At 58.8% G+C, this 16,945-nt stretch carries 19 protein-coding genes and 1 pseudogene; 12 read left to right on the top strand and 8 right to left on the bottom strand.

Annotation, left to right across the window (positions count from 1 at the left end; all coding sequences use genetic code 11):
- The first annotated feature begins 4 nt into the window (after nucleotides 1-4).
- Nucleotides 5-2,158 (top strand): KAP family P-loop NTPase fold protein, encoded by a 2,154-nt coding sequence (locus RF819_RS09715; protein ID WP_078364801.1) that lies wholly within the window; start codon nucleotides 5-7, stop codon nucleotides 2,156-2,158.
- A 79-nt stretch (nucleotides 2,159-2,237) separates the two neighbouring features.
- Nucleotides 2,238-3,191, top strand: coding sequence for a nuclease-related domain-containing protein (locus tag RF819_RS09710; RefSeq protein WP_078364800.1), 954 nt, complete (start codon nucleotides 2,238-2,240; stop codon nucleotides 3,189-3,191).
- A gap of 135 nt (nucleotides 3,192-3,326) precedes the next feature.
- On the opposite strand, the pseudogene RF819_RS09705 reads toward RF819_RS09710, so the two are convergent.
- Nucleotides 3,327-3,608 (bottom strand): annotated as a pseudogene (locus RF819_RS09705) (DUF4172 domain-containing protein); the annotation flags it as partial.
- A 12-nt stretch (nucleotides 3,609-3,620) separates the two neighbouring features.
- Between RF819_RS09705 and RF819_RS09700 the strand changes: the two are divergent.
- The 3 genes from RF819_RS09700 to RF819_RS09690 all read left to right on the top strand — a co-directional run bounded on the left by RF819_RS09700 (nucleotide 3,621) and on the right by RF819_RS09690 (nucleotide 5,807).
- Entirely contained in the window at nucleotides 3,621-3,947 is a 327-nt protein-coding gene (locus RF819_RS09700; protein WP_143541661.1) for a hypothetical protein, read from the top strand.
- Between the two features lie 204 nt (nucleotides 3,948-4,151).
- Nucleotides 4,152-5,396, top strand: a complete 1,245-nt coding sequence (locus RF819_RS09695; RefSeq protein WP_078364798.1) for a Fic family protein — start codon at nucleotides 4,152-4,154, stop codon at nucleotides 5,394-5,396.
- 30 nt (nucleotides 5,397-5,426) lie between these two features.
- Nucleotides 5,427-5,807, top strand: a complete 381-nt coding sequence (locus tag RF819_RS09690) for a VOC family protein (RefSeq protein WP_078364797.1) — start codon at nucleotides 5,427-5,429, stop codon at nucleotides 5,805-5,807.
- Between the two features lie 136 nt (nucleotides 5,808-5,943).
- Here RF819_RS09690 and RF819_RS09685 read toward each other — a convergent pair whose 3' ends face one another.
- Nucleotides 5,944-6,150 carry a hypothetical protein gene (locus RF819_RS09685; RefSeq protein ID WP_078364796.1) on the bottom strand — a complete coding sequence of 69 codons (207 nt, stop codon included), beginning with the start codon at nucleotides 6,148-6,150 and terminating at the stop codon, nucleotides 5,944-5,946.
- A gap of 5 nt (nucleotides 6,151-6,155) precedes the next feature.
- Nucleotides 6,156-7,415, bottom strand: coding sequence for an ATP-binding protein (locus RF819_RS09680; protein ID WP_078364795.1), 1,260 nt, complete (start codon nucleotides 7,413-7,415; stop codon nucleotides 6,156-6,158).
- A gap of 365 nt (nucleotides 7,416-7,780) precedes the next feature.
- Between RF819_RS09680 and RF819_RS09675 the strand changes: the two genes are divergently transcribed.
- Nucleotides 7,781-8,134: a hypothetical protein gene (locus tag RF819_RS09675; protein WP_078364794.1), complete on the top strand. Its 354-nt coding sequence runs from the start codon at nucleotides 7,781-7,783 to the stop codon at nucleotides 8,132-8,134.
- 42 nt (nucleotides 8,135-8,176) lie between these two features.
- On the opposite strand, the gene RF819_RS09670 is transcribed toward RF819_RS09675, so the two are convergent.
- Nucleotides 8,177-8,809, bottom strand: a complete 633-nt coding sequence (locus RF819_RS09670) for a mechanosensitive ion channel family protein (protein ID WP_078364793.1) — start codon at nucleotides 8,807-8,809, stop codon at nucleotides 8,177-8,179.
- A 228-nt stretch (nucleotides 8,810-9,037) separates the two neighbouring features.
- Here RF819_RS09670 and RF819_RS09665 point away from each other — a divergent pair, with 228 nt between their 5' ends.
- From RF819_RS09665 to RF819_RS21490, 4 genes are all read left to right on the top strand, one after another.
- Nucleotides 9,038-9,418 (top strand): VOC family protein, encoded by a 381-nt coding sequence (locus RF819_RS09665; RefSeq protein ID WP_078364792.1) that lies wholly within the window; start codon nucleotides 9,038-9,040, stop codon nucleotides 9,416-9,418.
- Between the two features lie 133 nt (nucleotides 9,419-9,551).
- Nucleotides 9,552-9,959: an OsmC family protein gene (locus tag RF819_RS09660; RefSeq protein ID WP_078364791.1), complete on the top strand. Its 408-nt coding sequence runs from the start codon at nucleotides 9,552-9,554 to the stop codon at nucleotides 9,957-9,959.
- Entirely contained in the window at nucleotides 9,956-10,861 is a 906-nt protein-coding gene (locus tag RF819_RS09655; RefSeq protein ID WP_078364790.1) for a pirin family protein, read from the top strand. Before RF819_RS09660 ends, RF819_RS09655 begins: the two co-directional genes overlap by 4 nt.
- Nucleotides 10,862-10,869: 8 nt before the next feature.
- Complete coding sequence (locus RF819_RS21490; RefSeq protein WP_200224246.1) at nucleotides 10,870-11,892, top strand: hypothetical protein; 1,023 nt, start codon at nucleotides 10,870-10,872, stop codon at nucleotides 11,890-11,892.
- 105 nt (nucleotides 11,893-11,997) lie between these two features.
- On the opposite strand, the gene rarD is transcribed toward RF819_RS21490, so the two are convergent.
- Entirely contained in the window at nucleotides 11,998-12,879 is an 882-nt protein-coding gene (gene rarD / locus RF819_RS09645; protein ID WP_078364789.1) for an EamA family transporter RarD, read from the bottom strand.
- Nucleotides 12,880-12,987: 108 nt separating this feature from the next.
- Here rarD and RF819_RS09640 point away from each other — a divergent pair, with 108 nt between their 5' ends.
- Entirely contained in the window at nucleotides 12,988-13,587 is a 600-nt protein-coding gene (locus tag RF819_RS09640) for a DUF1439 domain-containing protein (protein WP_078364788.1), read from the top strand.
- Nucleotides 13,588-13,695: 108 nt separating this feature from the next.
- A complete protein-coding gene (locus RF819_RS09635; RefSeq protein WP_078366726.1) occupies nucleotides 13,696-14,664 on the top strand; it encodes an IS5 family transposase in 969 nt (322 codons plus the stop codon).
- Between the two features lie 136 nt (nucleotides 14,665-14,800).
- Here RF819_RS09635 and ypfH read toward each other — a convergent pair whose 3' ends face one another.
- The 3 genes from ypfH to RF819_RS09620 all read right to left on the bottom strand — a co-directional run bounded on the left by ypfH (nucleotide 14,801) and on the right by RF819_RS09620 (nucleotide 16,793).
- A complete protein-coding gene (ypfH, locus tag RF819_RS09630) occupies nucleotides 14,801-15,496 on the bottom strand; it encodes an esterase (protein WP_158081252.1) in 696 nt (231 codons plus the stop codon).
- Nucleotides 15,497-15,544: 48 nt separating this feature from the next.
- Nucleotides 15,545-16,297 carry a gamma-glutamylcyclotransferase gene (locus RF819_RS09625; RefSeq protein WP_078364786.1) on the bottom strand — a complete coding sequence of 251 codons (753 nt, stop codon included), beginning with the start codon at nucleotides 16,295-16,297 and terminating at the stop codon, nucleotides 15,545-15,547.
- Between the two features lie 160 nt (nucleotides 16,298-16,457).
- Entirely contained in the window at nucleotides 16,458-16,793 is a 336-nt protein-coding gene (locus RF819_RS09620; protein WP_078364785.1) for a DUF4148 domain-containing protein, read from the bottom strand.
- Between the last annotated feature and the right edge of the window lie 152 nt (nucleotides 16,794-16,945).

The following is a 16,945-nucleotide window of genomic DNA, read 5'->3' as shown; positions in this document are numbered from 1 at the left end:
ACAAATGACCGCACAAAACTTACAAATTGACTTTGACCAACCTTTGGTTGCGGGCAGCGCAATCAAGAAGGATGTCCTTTCGCGGAAATCATTCGCCGAGGCAGCGGCTGGCGCGCTTCAAAAAGTCACCTCTGTTAACGGGTTTGTTCTCTCAGTTGAAGGCGAATGGGGCAGTGGCAAGACCTCCGCTTTGGCCATGATTGAAGATATATTGCTGCAACCAAGTGAAGGCCTGCGTCCAGTAATTGTTCACTTTAATCCATGGTTGGTTGGTGAGCGTGATGCCCTGTTGAGGCATTTTCTGGCCCGAATCTCTAAGGAGATTTCGCTGAGTGACCACGCGAAAGAGGGCAAACGAGTTGCCAGAGAAATAAAGTCCTATTCCAAAGTTTTTGACATCGTCAAATTAGTGCCAGGAGCAGAACCATGGGCATCAATAATCAAGACGGTGATTGAATCTGTCGGCGAATCTGCTGGCTCTATTGCCGAGTACAAAACCCCTGATATTGAACAACACAAGCAGCGCGTCGAACAAGCGCTAAAAAAATACCCAAAACCGATCATCATTTTCATAGACGATATTGATCGACTGTTTCCTCTCGAAGTATTTGAGATGATTCGGATTATTAAAGCAGTTGGAGACTTGCCTAATTTGGGCTATGTGCTGGCCTGGGATCCAACGTATGTAGCCGATGCTCTCAAAAGAGTCAACGTGCCGCAGGCGGAATCGTATTTGGACAAGATTGTCCAAGTTCGCATACCGTTGCCGAGCATTTCGCTTTCAGCAAGAGGGCAACTTATCAACAATGCGCTCACTCGCATTGATCCTGAAGCGTTGAAGTCGCGATTTAAAGATGATGAAAATCGACTTTCAAGTTTGTACTTTGCCGGACTCCGTGAGTTGCTTGCGCAACCTCGGGACGTGACGCGTGTTTTCAATACGGTACGAGTCATCGAGCCAGCTATTCGCGGTGAGGTCAACTTTGCCGATATCGTCGGCCTAGCCGCATTGATGGTCAAGGCAACGCCGATCTTCGAACTTCTGCGCAGGAGTCCGACCTACTTTGTTGGACGTTTTCCGAACAGCAGTGGCTTAGGCGAGAAGTCGGACGACCTTCTTCAAGTTGGGACTGACGAAAGAAAAGCCGCCCTAGAGGCATGCCAATTGCCAGCGCAGGTCAAGCGAGTCGTTCAGTTCCTTTTCCCTTTGGTGGCTGAAGCCGACGATGAATTTGCATTTGGGCAAGTTTCCGACGTAGCGGGCCACATTGCCCATCCCGCCAGACTGCTCGTCGCACTACAGATGAATATTGGCAGTGCTGACGTAAGTCTGGGTGCCGCTCGAACATACCTGCATCAGGCCAATGAACGGGATGTGATTGCTGATGCTCTTACATCTGAAAATTGTTTTGAATTCATGGAGACGCTAGGCGATGTCGCGCAATTCAGTGACGGGAAAGGGATCAATGATTTGGATGCTTTATGTTTGTCAATCGCTGCATTGGCTGACCGAAATCCGTTTCCCGTGCGCTCCAAGGCGCGTGACCAACTCTTTGTGCTCAGATCAGAGGCCATCGCACTTCGTGCAATCGACTATGTAGTTAAGGCAGTAGGCCCCGACAAAGGTGAAGCAATCGCGGAAAAAATTATTAAATCTAGGCATGCGTTGACTGTTGCCGCCAATTTGATTGGGCGAAGTTATTTGTGGCACAAAGATGAGCAGCCCGAACCGGTGACTGCAGCGTCCAGCTGTAAAGAATCAATGTTGCAGACTTTTGCCACGAATGTATTGGAAACTTGCAAAACCGGCGAAATCTTTGCCACATCAAATCCTGGTTTTGTGTTTTTTATACTTGCCCGTGCGATACCTTATGCATGTCGAGGAGTGTTTAAGGCAATAAAAACTGCAGCCCCGAACTTGGATAACTTTGCTCTAGAATTACTCCGACATAGTTTTGATAGCAATAAGGGGCAAACTTACAGCCTACCAAAAGATATTGTGCTTTTGACAGCGTACTGTTCACTCGAAAAATTCAAAGAACACGCCAGGTTGAGATTGGTAAACCACGATCTTAAATTTCCTGCTCGGGCAGCGTGGATGTCAGTTATTGAAGGCAAAGCTCTATACGGTATTGATGGTTCCGACTCGAATAGATAAATTGACGAAGGCCACGCATGCACAATAGAGGCTAAACTCAGGTTATATGGGGTGCCGCTCTATACTTAATTAATTGGCTATGTTAATCAAATCTTCAGACGATAAATCCAAGCGCCTCAAACTTCTTGAGGATCTTCAAAATTCAAGCACTTTGAATCAGGATCAAAAGGACTGGTTGAGGGAAAATATATGGGCGCATCGCATGGGTGTTCAGGGTGAGAAAGATGCTGCACATTACTTGGATAGCTATTTTCGTGATTCAAAAAATAATGCGGTGATTCATGATTTGCGTATCGAGGTCGATGGACAGGTAGCTCAAATTGACCACTTGATCATCTCGCGCTTCTTGGATTTTTATTTACTCGAAACGAAAAATTTCAATGGTAATTTGGCCATCACGGAGCAAGGGGAGTTCTCCGTTCAATACAGCGGTGGTCGTGTGCGGGGCATACCGTCACCGATAGAACAAAGCAAACGGCACGAATTGGTATTGCGCAAGTTGCTAGAAAAATTGGAAGTCAAAGGGCTGCTCGGTTTGAATCCGTCGTTTCATCATGTTGTTTTGGTTGATCCGAAAGCAACCATCACGCGGCCCAATCCCAAAATGTTTGACAGCAGTCATGTCATCAAAGCAGATAGTTTTATGACTTGGCGGGAGCGGTTCATTGACAAGAGCACCACGGCTTCGAACATGTTTGGAACGCTTTTAAAGATAAAAAACTCTGACAGTCTTGAAACCATTGCTCGGGCAGTTGCCAAAGTACATCGCCCAATGAATCTTCTTGAACTGCCGGACTTTATGGCCCCCAGGCCTATATTGAGAACAACAACGCCCCCCGAAATTCAACCGACACAACCGTCGAAACCAGAGTTTTCTGCGCCCGCTGAAGGACAAGTGAAGCGGTACTGGTGCTTTACTTGCGGTCACACAGTTACACCAGCCGTGTTCAGCTACTGCATGGATCGAAGAACTCAATTCGGCAACCGTGCATATTGCATGCAGCACCAAAAAGACTTTCCACCTGTGCGCTGACGCGGTTCGAAGGGGTGGAGTCGTGTTTAACTTGGTGACGAAGAAACGGCCTCACTCGCGTCGTTCATAGTGATGCGACCAGTCGTCGCTATTTTAGTAATAGCTTCTTGTGCACATTCCACAAGGGCTACAGCCCTATTTGGCTTGTAACTCATACCCCGTACTCCGCCCCCGGCCGTCCAGCCTGCCCAGCACGCCACGCGCCAGCAGGTCGTTGATGTCGCGCAGTGCCGTGTCTGCGGAGCATTTGCCAATGGCTGCCCATTTGGCGTTGGTGAGCTTGCCCTCCATGCCGTCCAGCACACGGTTCAGCACCAGCGTTTGCCGCGCGTTCATGGGGGTGCCTGCCCAGCGTTGCCAGAACTGCGACTTCATCAGCACACCAGCCAGCATGCCGTCAGCACCCTGCACAGCGCGCTGGACAAGGTGGTGTTTCAGGCCGAGTTTTATCAACTACCCGCACCGGCTTTCGAGATAACGGGCGACTCCACCCGCAGCACCTTGTTTGCACCGCGCACTCTCACGAAGATGGAACAGGGCGACCGCGTGAGGGCTGTGTATTTGCATGCCTGTTTGCGTTACGTAGAGCGCGAGTTCATGACCAACACGACCTTGCGGGAACGCTTTGGCATTGACGCTAAAAACAGTGCCACCGCGTCAAGGCTAATAAAAGAGGCTCTGGCGGCTGGCGTTATCCGCTTGCAAGATCCGAATGCGCCGCCAAAGACTCGACGCTACCTGCCGCATTGGGCCTGAATTTGCTTGCTGGGTATTTGATGGAATAGGACTTGCCTACCCTGGGCATCAGACAGATCCTATATAGATCAATGACTTGCGGGGCAACGGGTGCTTGCTAGGCACTTGATGGGTCTGTGCAAATGCACCAGCCGCCAACAGTTTTAAGCCGCATTCCTGCAAATACACCTCACTTCTTGAGCCGTATAGTTCAAAATACGCCTCATGCCTACTCCCAACCCGCCCGCATCCCCCCGCTACATCTGGCAGCACCGTGCGTGGCCGCAACTCAGCTTTGATGCGGCGGCACTGGCCCCAGCGCTGGATCAGGCCCGGCTGGAGCAAGGCCGGTTGTTGGGGCTGCTGGGCGCCATCGGGCTGGAGCAGGCCAACGCGGTGCAGCGCGATCTGTGGGTGCAAGAGGCGCTGGCCACCGCTGCCATAGAGGGCGAGCAACTTAATCTGGAGTCCTTGCGTTCGTCAGTGGCGCACCGGCTGGCACTGGCCGACGCGCCGGGCGCTGACCGGTCTGTGGATGGTTTGGTGCAGGTGATGCAAGACGCGCTGGCCAACCACAGCGCCGCGCTTGATCTGGACCGGCTGTGCCGCTGGCAGTCGGCGCTGTTTCCCGGTGGCACATCGGGCATCACCCGCATTGCCGTGGGACGCTTGCGCGACCATGCCGATGCCATGCAGATCGTCAGCGGGGCTCTGGGGCGCGAGGTGGTGCACTACGAAGCGCCGCCCTCGGACCAGGTGGCGTCGGAGTTGGATCGCTTGTTGACGTGGTTTGCCAGCACCCGGCCCTCGGATACAGCCCCCACAAGCACAGCCGTGAACGGCATTGCCCGTGCGGCGTTGGCGCACCTGTGGTTTGAGTCCATCCACCCGTTTGAAGATGGCAATGGCCGCCTGGGCCGCGCCCTGGCCGACATGGCGCTGGCGCAAGACATGCAGGCGCATGATGCACAAGCCAGCCCGGTGCTGGTGCGGGTCTATGGTTTGGCCCATCAGATGCTCAAAACCCGCGCCGCCTACTACGACGCGCTGAACCACGCGCAGCGCCTGCGCGGCGTCACGCCCGAGGCCAGCACGATTGATGCGACGCCCTGGGTGCAATGGTTCGTGCAGGCCTTTACCCGAGCGTGCGTCACCAGCCAGGCTGTAGTGCGGGACGCCACTGACAAGGCGCAATTTCGGCTGCGGGCAGCGCAGTGCCATATCAACGCCCGCCAGAGCAAGGTGCTAGAGCGCTTGTTAGATGCCGGGCGTGTGGGCTCGGGCGGTGGCTTCTTGGGCGGAATGACCAATGAGAAATATGCCAAGATCACCGCCACCTCCAAAGCCACCGCCACCCGCGACCTGTCCGACCTGCTGGCCCACGGTCTGCTGCGCGTGGAAGGTGTGGGCAAGGCCACACGCTACGCGGTGAACGTGCCCGGCTGGGAGCAGCCTGCGCTTAAAGCCTGAACTTCTTCATCCACGATACCGGAGCCCCCCATGCAACTCGGCTACACCATCCTCTACGTGCCAGATGTGCCCGCCACGCTCAAGTTCTACGAGGCAGCCTTTGGGCTGAATACGCGGTTTTTGCACGAGGGTGGCGACTATGGCGAGCTGGAAACCGGCAGCACCACGCTGGCGTTTTCAGCCCACCGGCTGATGCAGCAGCTGGGCAAGAACCCGCAGGCGGCCAAGCCCGAAGCGCCCTGCTTTGAGATTGCGCTGTGCACCCCCGATGTGCACCAGGCGCTGGCGCAGGCTGTAGCCGCCGGTGCCACGCTCATGCGCCCGGTTGAGGTCATGCCCTGGGGCCAGACCATCGCCTATGTGGCCGACATCAATGGCTTTCTGGTGGAGTTGTGCACGCCCATGGGCTGAGCAGTGCTGCTTGCAGATGATGCAAGTTTGATAGCTTTTAGCCCTTATTCAACGAGGGATAGCGGCCAATTTGGCATCAAGCCTTAGCGCTTGAACCCGACCTCGCTCTGGCTGCGCACTGCCAACTCGATACGGGTCATTTAGCAATTTGGCGAGCGATGGGCTTGCGGGGGCGTTCACCATTGGCGCAGGCGGTCAAGTAGGTTTTGGCATCCATCCAGGCCACGGTTTTGCCGGTGGCGCGGATGTTGGCCAAGCGGTCATCCGCCACGGCATGGAAGGCTGCGTCCTGCTCCACCTGCATCACCCGTTCGGCCAGGGTGTCCACGATGAATGCATGCACCCGCGCTATCCCTGCCACAGCATCGACACCGGTGCCGCGTGCAATTTTTCATCAAATGGGGTGATGCGGTCGTGGTCATGCAGCACCAAGCCGTGCACAAACTTATTGCCCACCGCGGCTTGTAATTGACGCAGGCCGCGCAGGTCTTGGGGGCGCACGGTGGCGCTGGCTTTGACTTCGATACCGATGACGCGTCCGCGCCGGTCTTCCAGCACCAGGTCCACTTCGTCTTGTTCTTTGGTACGAAAGTGCGAGATGCGCACGCGTTTGTCTGACCAGGTGATGAGCTTGAGCACTTCTGAGACCACAAAGTTTTCCAGCAAAGGGCCATAGCCGGTGCGGTCCTTTTGCAACTGGCTGGCCGTGGTATCGCGCAGTGCAGCAAGTAAGCCGGTGTCCAGAAAGTGTAGTTTGGGCGTTTTGGTGAGGCGGCTGACCGCGTTGCTGGACCAGGGGGGCACTTGGCGCAGCAGAAACAGCCGCTCCAATATGCCCACATACTTCTGCGCCGTAGGGGTGGTCAACCCCAGTGCTGCGCCATAACTGCTGTGGTTAACCAGTTGCCCAGCGTGGGCGGCCAACACGTCAAGCAGGCGCGGCATGCGGTCAAGTTGGTCGATGTTGGCAATGTCGCGCACGTCGCGGTCCAGAATCAGCGCCACATAGTCTTGCAGCCAAGCCTGTCGGCGGCTGGCGCTGGTGCGGCGTAGCGCTTCGGGGTAGCCACCCTGGAGTACGCACGCCATCAAATCATCACCCACCATGGGGTTGACCACGCCCGGCAAACCGGCACCGTCAAACAGGCGGTCCAGCAGGTTGCCCGGGGTGCCAGCCAGCTCAGCCTGGGCGAATGGCAACAGGGTGATCACTTCAAGCCTGCCCGCGAGCGAGTCGGCCACCCGTGGCATGGCCATGAGGTTGGTGGAGCCGGTCAGCAGGAAGCGGCCCGGTGCCTGGTCGTTATCCACGCTTTCTTTGATGGCCAGCAGCAGGTCGGGTGCGCGCTGCACTTCGTCAATCACGGCCTGCTTCAAACCGCGCACGAACCCTGTAGGGTCTGAGCGCGCCGCAGCCAAAGTGGCGGGGTCATCCAGCGTGAGGTAGGGGCGATCAGGGCTGGCATACAGCCGGGCCAGCGTGGTTTTGCCGGCTTGCCGAGGACCTGCGAGCAGTACCACGCGGGTGTCTTGCAAGGCGATTGCAATCTTGCCCTGTACATAGCGGGCAATGGCGGGAGCAGATGTTGCGGCGGTAACGCTAGTCATGTGGTGAATTTCATGGTAATCAGTGCTTGACCAATTAGAACTCAAATTCTGGCCAATTTAAATTATGAATTTGGCTAAATGAAATTCATGGATCAAATCGTCCACTCAAATAGTTTAATGTTGATAGCAACATATATAGGCCAGTAAAGGGATGACTTGAGCTTTGACATGCAGACTTTGCCGCCCAATTTGGGTCCTTCACCCTGCTACACCACCAACCGCGGCTACCCAATGTTTCCGTCTCTATCCACCCTGCAAGCCGATGGATGCACACTGGGAACAGAATCACCGCGCATTGCAGTTGGCACCCTTGACTCGGCCCGCCAGCCCCGGCATCCTGAGCTTTTCTTCCAAAACTCATCTCCATGTTTTTCCCGACCCTATTTGATGCCGGCCCTATCGACTGGGTGATCTACACCTACCTGTTTTACCTGTTGTTCGTGGTCACCATGGCGGCCAAGGCGGCGTGGGACCAGCTGAGCATCGTGCCCCGCGTGCTGCTGGTGCCTGCGGCGCTGGTTGCGGTGTTGATGGATGTGTTTTTTAACCTGGTGCCCGCGACCGTCATTTTTCTGGACCTGCCGCGTGAACTGCTCTTCACCAAGCGGCTGGAGCGTTACAAAGCGCAGGGGGCTGGCTGGCGCTACACCGTGGCGCGCTGGATTTGCCAGAACCTGCTCGACCCCTTCCAGCAAGGCGGGCATTGCAAATCGTCATAGCAGCAGTCCCTTATAAATAAAGGGCTAGCGGCCAATTTGGCACTACAAACTGGGCGCTGGCGTCTGCGCGGTGGCGGGGCTGTTGCTGGCTGCTGGCGCGGCGGGTGTGGGCACTTGTCCGCCCTTCCAGCGCCGGACCACGCGTTGGAAGATCAGCGCATTGGGAATCTGCAGTAGGGTGCCTGGTGTGGGGCTGTCGCTGTCTTCGAGCGAGGTGTAGAGCAGGTTGATGTCCACCACGCGACCTCGGGCGCCAGGTTTTTCGGCCACGTCCAGCAGCTCGATGCTGTCACCCAGCCGGTAGGGCCGCACTGTGAAGATCAGGAACGCGCAAAACAGGTTGGACAGCACGCTCCAGGCCGCAAAAAAAGCCACCGCACCCACGGTGGCAAAGCCGGTGAAGGCGGTCCAGAGCACGGTGGCCGACACGCCCACGCGCTCCAATACCAGCATCAGGGCCGCCAGCATGATGGTCCAGCGCAGCAGGCCTTTGAGTGGCATCGTCAACTCAATCGGCAGCAGGTAATGCCGGCCAACGCGGCTCACCGCCCGGCGCAGCAGGTACTGCAGCAACCACGCCACCAGCAGGATCAGCAGAATCTGCAGGCCCGGAACAATGATTTCAAGCCAGTCGCGTGTCCAGTCGGGCAGGTAAGAGGTGAAGGGTCGAAGCATGTGGATCGGTCAGGGCGGTTGGCACAAAGCCCGCATTTTCCACGCATCGGCCGCACCACCCGCCAGGCTGTAGGGCAAGGCCACACGGAAGGGCCACTGTGCTGCAGCGCAACGCCATCGAAACGTGCGGTCTTGTGTCGGTACATCCGTCTGTATGTCAGATAGATACCGGAATTTGTTTTAAAACACTGCAACAATCCGCGCCTTGTGCAAGCAACGGAGAAAGCCATGTTCAGTCATGTGATGGTTGGTGTGAAAGACCTTGAGGTCTCCAAGACGTTTTACGACGCTGTGCTCGGCACGCTCGGCATCGGCCCCGGGGTGGCCAACAAAAGCCGCTATTTCTACCGCAGCCCCACCGGCCTGTTTGGCATCACCCTGCCGATCAATGGCGAGCCCGCGACCTATGCCAACGGCAGCACCATCGGTTTTGCCATGCAGTCGCCCGAGCAGGCCGATGCTTTCCATGCCGCGGGTCTGGCCCATGGTGGCACCACCTGCGAAGACCCGCCGGGCTGGCGCGAATTTCCCACCGGGCGCATTTACCTGGCCTATCTGCGCGACCCGGACAAGCACAAGATTTGTGCGATGTATCGGCCTGCCAACTAGGCTTCGCGCCAAACCATGTTGTGACGCCCGTTCCGCTTGGGTGACACGCCCTTGTGACGCGCGGTGTTGCACGCGTTGGCGCATGGCCTAGCCCGTTTTACACTGGAATTCACCCCCACCGGAGACCACCCAGATGAGCATTCAGATCCAGCGCAAACCCGGCGCCCCCCTGGCCCAGACCATCCACATTGGTGAACACCAGCTGTGCGCCGATGTGTCCGCCGCCGAGGGTGGTGGTGACGAAGGCCCGAGCCCGCACGACCTGTACGACGCCGCGCTGGGTGCCTGCAAGGCGCTCACCGTTTTGTGGTTTGCCAAAAAGAGAAACATCGCGGTGGACGATGTACACACCGAGGTGTCGCACGACAGCAGCCAGGAGCGCAACGGGGTCTACAAGCTCAGCACCCGGCTGGTGATCAGCGGCAGCTTCAGCGATGCCGAGCTGGCACAGCTGAGCGCCGTTGCCGACAAATGCCCGGTGCACAAACTCATGACCAGTGTCACCACCGAGATCACCACCACCGTGGAGCGGGCCGCATGAGCGCGCCGCAGCTGCTGGGCGCCCATGCCCATGACCTGGGCGGTGGTTTTGTGGTGCGCCGCCTGTTGCCCGCCGCGCAACGCCAGGCGGTGGGGCCGTTTCTGTTTTTTGACCACTTTGGCCCGGTCACCGTCACACCGGCCGACAACCATGATGTGCGGCCACACCCGCACATCGGGCTGGCGACGCTGACCTATCTGTTTGACGGCGTCATCCAACACCGCGACAACCTGGGCTACACCCAGCGCATCGAGCCCGGTGCCATCAACTGGATGACGGCGGGCAGCGGCATCGTGCACTCCGAGCGCAAACCCGAGGCCGAACGCCACAGCACTTACGTCAACCACGGCCTGCAGCTGTGGTTGGCGCTGCCCGAATCCAAGCAGGAGGTGAGCGCCAGTTTTGTCCACACCCCGGCCAGCGCCATCCCCGAGCTGCAGGACGGTTGCGCCCAGGTGCGGGTGTTGGTGGGGCAGGCGCTGGGCGCCCAGTCGCCAGTGGCCACCCTGTCACCCACGCTGTACCTCGACATTCGCCTGCCCGCCCATGGCCAGTGGACTTTGCCGATGCTGGCGGACGAGCAGGCGGTGTATGGGGTGCAGGGTGATCTGCAGCTGGACGGCCAGCCACTGCCGCCCCACACGCTGGCTGTGTTGAGTGAGAGCACTGTGCTGAGCGCCGGGCCGGACGGCGCGCGCCTGATGCTGGTGGGCGGCCAGCCGCTGGGGCGGCGGTTCATCTGGTGGAACTTTGTGTCCACCAGCAGGGAGCGCATCGAACAAGCCTCCCGCGCCTGGGCCGCCATGGACCCCAGCCAAGGCATGGGCCAGGTGCCGGGTGAAGCAGAGCACATTCCCTTGCCACAGCGCGAGCCGTCACGCATCACCGGCGGCCAACCTTAAGGAAACGCATGGCCAGCCTGGTCTTTCTCAGTATCAACAAGCTCAAAGTCACTAAGAAGTTTCGCGACACGCTCTTCGCTACGTTGTCCGTTCTGGGCTTAACCGCCTTGGGCTGCGGTGCGGCTTGTGGCATGGAACTGACCACGTTTGGCAACACCCTTATTTTGTCGGGACCGGTCACAGGCTCAGAGCTTGTTTTGGTCAAAGAAGCTTTTGCTGCCAACCCCAAAATTGACCGGGTTGTGTTGCGCAACTCGCACGGTGGCGACGCCTGGACAGGCTACCGGGTTGGCGATGTGCTGCGCGAGGCCGGGGTCACCACTGCGGTTTCTGGGTATTGCATTTCGTCGTGTTCGCGCATGTTCCTGGGCGGCAAATACCGGGTTTTTACAGACGACTATCCGGCGGAGCGCACCTATGTCGGCTTCCACGGGCACTATGACGCCCAAGGCAACCTGGACCGCAACTCGGTCAACAAGAGCGGGCTGTTCAGCTGGATCGTCCAGCACTCGGACGGCAAGGCCGATTCGGATCTGGTCATGCGCTGGATTGCCATCGAAAAGAACAAAGGCGCGGCAAACTTCTTTCACCCCGATGTGGCGGCCACCCTGGGACACAGCGTGTTTTTCTGCGATGGCCTGAAGGCACAAAAAACCACAAGTTGCGAACCTGTTCCCACCAACGCGTTCGAGCGCGGTGTGGTGACAGACTTGCGCCGGGTTTCCAGCCCCGATCAGGATACGTTGCCCGGACGGCTGCGTGCGCGCCAGTTTCCGGCCAGTGGCTTGGCTGCGCTGGAGGACCTGCAGAAGCTGCCGCTCGACGCAGCTGCCGGCCTGGAGCAATACCAGCGCTACCTTCAGGCCAGCTTGCCCAGGGCCTTTGCAGTAGCACCAACGAGGCAGCATTGGGCTTGGGTCTCCAACGCCACAGACGATGTCAACACACTGGCCCTCAAGCGCTGTGAAGAACGGGCCAAACAGCCTTGCGTGCTGTACAGCGTGGACGACAACGTGGTTTACAAGCCCTGAGCGCTTGGTACAGGTCGCGCCAACAGCTACCAGTAACGAGGCCGTAGCTGCTGCGTCAAATGTAGCAGCATGCCCTTTATTTTCAAGGGCTAGAAGTCGATTTGACTACTTGATGGGTGACCACCGGCGCATGAGCCACAAACCCTCTGCGCTGTAAATCACCAGGGCCGCCCAGATCAGATAGAAGCCAATGGCACGCGCTGGCTCAAAGGGTTCACCATACAGCCACACGCCCAGCAGCATCTGCAGACTGGGCGAGATGTACTGCAGCAGCCCCAAGGTGGCCAGCGGGATGCGCCGGGCACCGGCGGCAAACAGCAGCAAGGGGATGGCGGTCAGTGGCCCGGCCAGCAGCAGCCAGCCCAGGGTCACCGGGTTGCCCTGCACCAGCGCACCTTGCCCATGCCAGGTCCACCAGCCCAGCAGCGTCACGGCCACGGGCAGCAACAGCATGGTCTCCAGCGTCAGGCCTTCCAGCGCACCCAGCTTGGCCACCTTGCGCAACAGGCCATAGGTGCCAAAGGTCACCGCCAGCACCAGGGCCACCCAGGGCAGGCGCCCCGCCTGCACGGTGAGCCACAGCACACCACTGGCTGCCACCGCCACCGCCAGCCACTGTGCCGGGCGCGGGCGTTCGTGCAAAAAGGCAAAGCCCATCGCCACATTGACCAAAGGCAGGATGAAGTAGCCCAAGCTGGCATCAAGCATGTGGGCGTTTTGCACCGCCCACACGTACACCGACCAGTTGGCCGACAACAGCAGGGCCGACAGCCCAAACGCCAGCAGCACCCGCGGTTGCCGGGCCACCTCGCGCAGCCAGGCCCAGCGTTTGAGCACCATCAGCACCACCATCAGGAACACAAACGACCACACCATGCGGTGCATCACCACCTCAAACGCATTGACCTCGACCAGTTGTTTGAAATAGACCGGGAACAAGCCCCAAGCCGTGTAGGCCAGTGCGGCGTAGAGCAAACCAAGGTTCATAAAAAGCAGCTGCCCAGGTGAAGGGCTTTCAGGAGGGGGCGGGAGTCAGAGTCTAGTGGCTTGCTGCAACATGTGTAGCGCACAATGCCTTTCCAAAGGACCGCTTCTATGCACCGACGACATCTGATCTCTCTGGCTCTTGGCCTGCCCTTGGGCGGCCTGACCTTGGCCGCAGTGGCCGACACCCTGGTGCAGCCAGACGACGCGGCGCAAGCGCTGCCGCAGTTCAAAGTATCTGCTGCGCGCTTGCAGCAAGCTGTGGCGCAACGTTTCCCGCTGCGTTACCCGGTGTCGGGGCTGTTGAACCTGGATTTACAGGCGCCGCAGTTGAGCCTGCTGCCCGCACAAAACCGTCTGGGCGCCGAGATGGCCATCGACGCGGCAGGCCCCGCGCTGCAGGGCAGCCACCACGGCACGCTGGCGCTGGACTTTGCGCTACGTTACGAGGCCAGCGACCTCACGGTGCGTGCCCACCAACTGCGTTTTAAACAGCTGACCATGCCCAGCCTGCAGCCCCGCGTGGCGATGCTGCTCAACACCTATGGCCCCACGTTGAGCGAGCGCGCCCTGATGGAAGTGGTCTTGCACCGCCTGCAGCCCAGCGACCTGGCGCTGCCCAACAGCATGGGCCTGCAGCCCGGCAGCATCAGCGTGACCGACACCGGGCTGGTGATTGGTTTTGTGCCCAAGCCTTTGAGCCCGCCCTGAGGGCGCCTGCACCCCAACAGTTTGGGGTTTGCCTTAGGGCAACACTGATCAAGTCCCCAGTTGGCCCATGACTTGCATGGTTCGTGGCATCCCAAGCAGGAGATGCAGATGAAACAACAAACTCTGGCCATGGCCGAACAACAAAGCTTTGAGACCTACCGCAAGCCCACGCGGCGCGATGAGTTCTTGAAGACCATGGAAGTCATCGTTCCCTGGGCCGCTCTGTGCGAAGTCATCGAGCCGTTTTACCCCAAGGCCGGTAATGGGCGTCCCCCCATCGGGCTTGAGCGTATGCTGCGCATCCACTTCATCCAGCACTGGTTCAACCTGGCAGACCTGGCCTGTGAAGAAGCTCTGTACGACAGCGTGAGCCTGCGTCGCTTCGTGGGCATTGACCTGGGGCGTGAATCTGTGCCGGACGCCACCACGGTGTTGAACTTTCGCAAACTCCTCAACAAGCACAAACTTGGCCAAGCCCTGTTTGCCCAAGTAGGCGCTGTCTTGCAAAGCAAGGGCTTCAAGCTCAACACCGGCACCATTGTGGACGCCACCATCATTGGTGCACCGAGTTCCACCAAGAATGCGAATAAGGCGCGCGACCCGGACATGCACCAAACCCGCAAGGGCCAACAGTGGTACTTTGGCATGAAGTTGCACATCGGTGTGGACAGCCAAAGTGGTCTGGCCCACCATGCGGTGGTCACAGCAGCCAACGTGCATGACAAACACCCACTGCCCAGTTTGTTGCATGGCAAGGAGCAACGCGTCTATGGCGACAGTGCCTACGCCAGCCAGAAGGAGCTGATCCGCAGTGCAGCACCCAAGGCCAAAGACTTCACCAACCAGCGCAGTCGCCGCTCTGGTGTGGTCGATGAAGGCATTCGCGCCAAGAACCGCAACAAATCCAAGATCCGCTCACGCGTGGAGCATGTATTTGCTGTGGTCAAGCGCCTGTGGGGCTTTGGCAAGGTGCGTTACCGTGGGTTGCAGAAGAACGCCACGCGGGCGTTTACTGCTTTGGCGCTGGCCAACATCTATCTCTGCCGACAAAGGCTGATGGCACAGGTGCGTCCATGAGGGCGCAATAGGGGGTGAATTCCCCCTGAAACAGCCTCAAAGGGGGCAAAAGCGAGCTCAGCTGGTCGCAATTTCGACAACTTCGGTTTCTCGATACCGCTGGGGCCTGCTTTGACTCTACTTGTTCAGCGTTGCCTTAGGGCTTGGGTGTTGCAGCCGCCTGCTGGGCTGCGGCTTGCAACACCGCGTCCCAATGGTGCTTGGGGATATGACCCACAAACCGCTCCACCACCAGGTCCATCACTTCGGTCGTGATTTCATGGCCCAGGTAGGGAATGACATCGGCGGTGAGGTCACCACCCAGGGCCACCAGCCGTTGTGCGGCGGTCACGCAGTGCCCGTAGTGGACCACCGGGTCTGACTTGCCGTGGAAAAAATGCAGCGTGGTTTTGTCTGGCGCGTGGTTTGGCAGCTGGGCATAACGCCCTGACAGCGCCACGATGCGCCCGGCCAGCCCGGTGTGCACCTGTGCGGCTTCCAGCGCCAGGGTGGCGCCTTGGCCAAAGCCCAACACCGCCGTGGCGCTGGGTTCCACACCGCTGCTTTGCTGCCAAAAACGCAGGTTCTGGATGAAGGCCGGCACCACCGCTGCCACCCGCTCGGCATGGTTGTCGTCGGTGAGGCCCTGCTCCGAAAACCACTGGGCACCGCCGGGTTGGGTGTCGCTGGGGGATGGTGCTTGCACGCTGACGATGAATGCCTTGGGAAACTGCAGCGCCAGCCGCTGCCCCAGGGGCAGCATGTGCTGCGCGCTGGCACCCACACCATGGTGCAGGATCAGGAGCTGTTGTGCGGTCTGAGCAGGTTGCTGGAGGATGATGGCGTCGGACACGGTCTGGCCTTGTGAGGGGGGTGTTGCAGGGGGAGCTTGGGGCACAGTTTAAGGTGACAACACTTCCGCAGCAGCGATCTGTTCTACCCGTGCCTGGAGTTGGCGAACGTAGTTGTCCTCAATGTCCAGGTGGGTCAACTGCTCGGCCAGCTGTTCGAGGTATTGCCGGTTGCTGCCGATGAACCCAGACGCTGTGGCGATGGCTCTGGCGGTCTTGTCCAGCGGTTGTCGACCCACATACTGGCTGCTGGCGGGGTTGGACACAAAAGCCAGGGCACACAGCGGGCCCTGGGGTGTGCTGAGTGGCAGCATGGCTGGCACATAACTGCCCTGGATCATCTCGCGCCGCCAGAGCATGGCCAGCTCGTCCTGCAGCTGATGGGCCGCGATGCGAAAGGCCAGGCCGGTACAGCAGCCCGCTTGGTGTTCGAGCGACAACATCAGCGCCGGACAGTCCACCGTGCCACGGCCCATGTCGACCTTGAATGAAAAACAGCGTTGGTAACCTGCCAAGTTGGCCAGGCGAACCTCCGCAAACTCAAAGCCCGGGTTCCACATCAGGGAGCCATAGGCAAACACCCACAGGTCCTGCCTTGTGTCGATGTCGGCCAGAAAGGCCTGCATCGACGTCTGCAACACCTGGTCAGACAGACGCCAGTTGTCCGGGCGGCCCTGGCTGCGGGCCAGCGCGTCCCAGGCGGCCAGCGCCTCGGTGGTGGCGCGCAGTGCCGATTGGCACGGGGCGATCACCTTGCCCCGAAGCTGGGGCAGGTGGGTAAAGGCGTCGGGCGTTTTGGGCATGGTCTCGCTTCAGAGGGTGTTCAGACCTTGCGTGCGTCCAGGCTGAAAGCACCTGCACCGTTGGCCGCCAGGGCCAGGCTACTTTGGATGGACTTGGTCATGATGGTGTTCTCCGCTTGGTAAAAGAGTTGCATGTGGAGCGTCGTCGGCTGGGACGGGATTAACCGCCGTGGTTGTCGTTGAGAGAGAACTCACCCGAACGTTGGGCTTGCAGCAGCTCGGCCAGCACCTGTTCGCGGGTCTTGCCTGCCTCAACGGCCTTGGTTGGGTAGCGACTGGGGTAGAGCTCGTTGAGCTTTTTGCCGGAGTCGCCGTCGGCCACGATGTCGCCGGTGCGTTGGGCTTCCAGCAGTTCGGCACGCACTTGGGCACGTGTTTTGCCGGCGGTTGTGGCGGCGGCGGTGTTGTCGGCGGGGTAAGCCGCCTCGGCATTGGCATAAGCAGCGGTCAGGGCAGACAGGGTGATGGCCAAGATGGCAGCGTAAGTGGTTTTCATGGTTCAAATCCTTTAACAGTTGATAAGGTGAATCCGGTGAGGCCTGTGGCCTTTTCCGGCGTCATCGCGTGGCCTTGAGGGTTGCATCGCGTTGATGGGATGAACTGTAAAGTTTCTGATTCAATAGATAAATAACCTAATCATCACCGATA

The sequence above is a fragment of the Rhodoferax fermentans genome, assembly GCF_002017865.1.
GTDB lineage: Bacteria > Pseudomonadota > Gammaproteobacteria > Burkholderiales > Burkholderiaceae_C > Rhodoferax > Rhodoferax fermentans.
The sequence above is the reverse complement of the archived record's forward strand: the minus strand, read 5'-3'. Positions and strand labels throughout refer to the sequence as shown.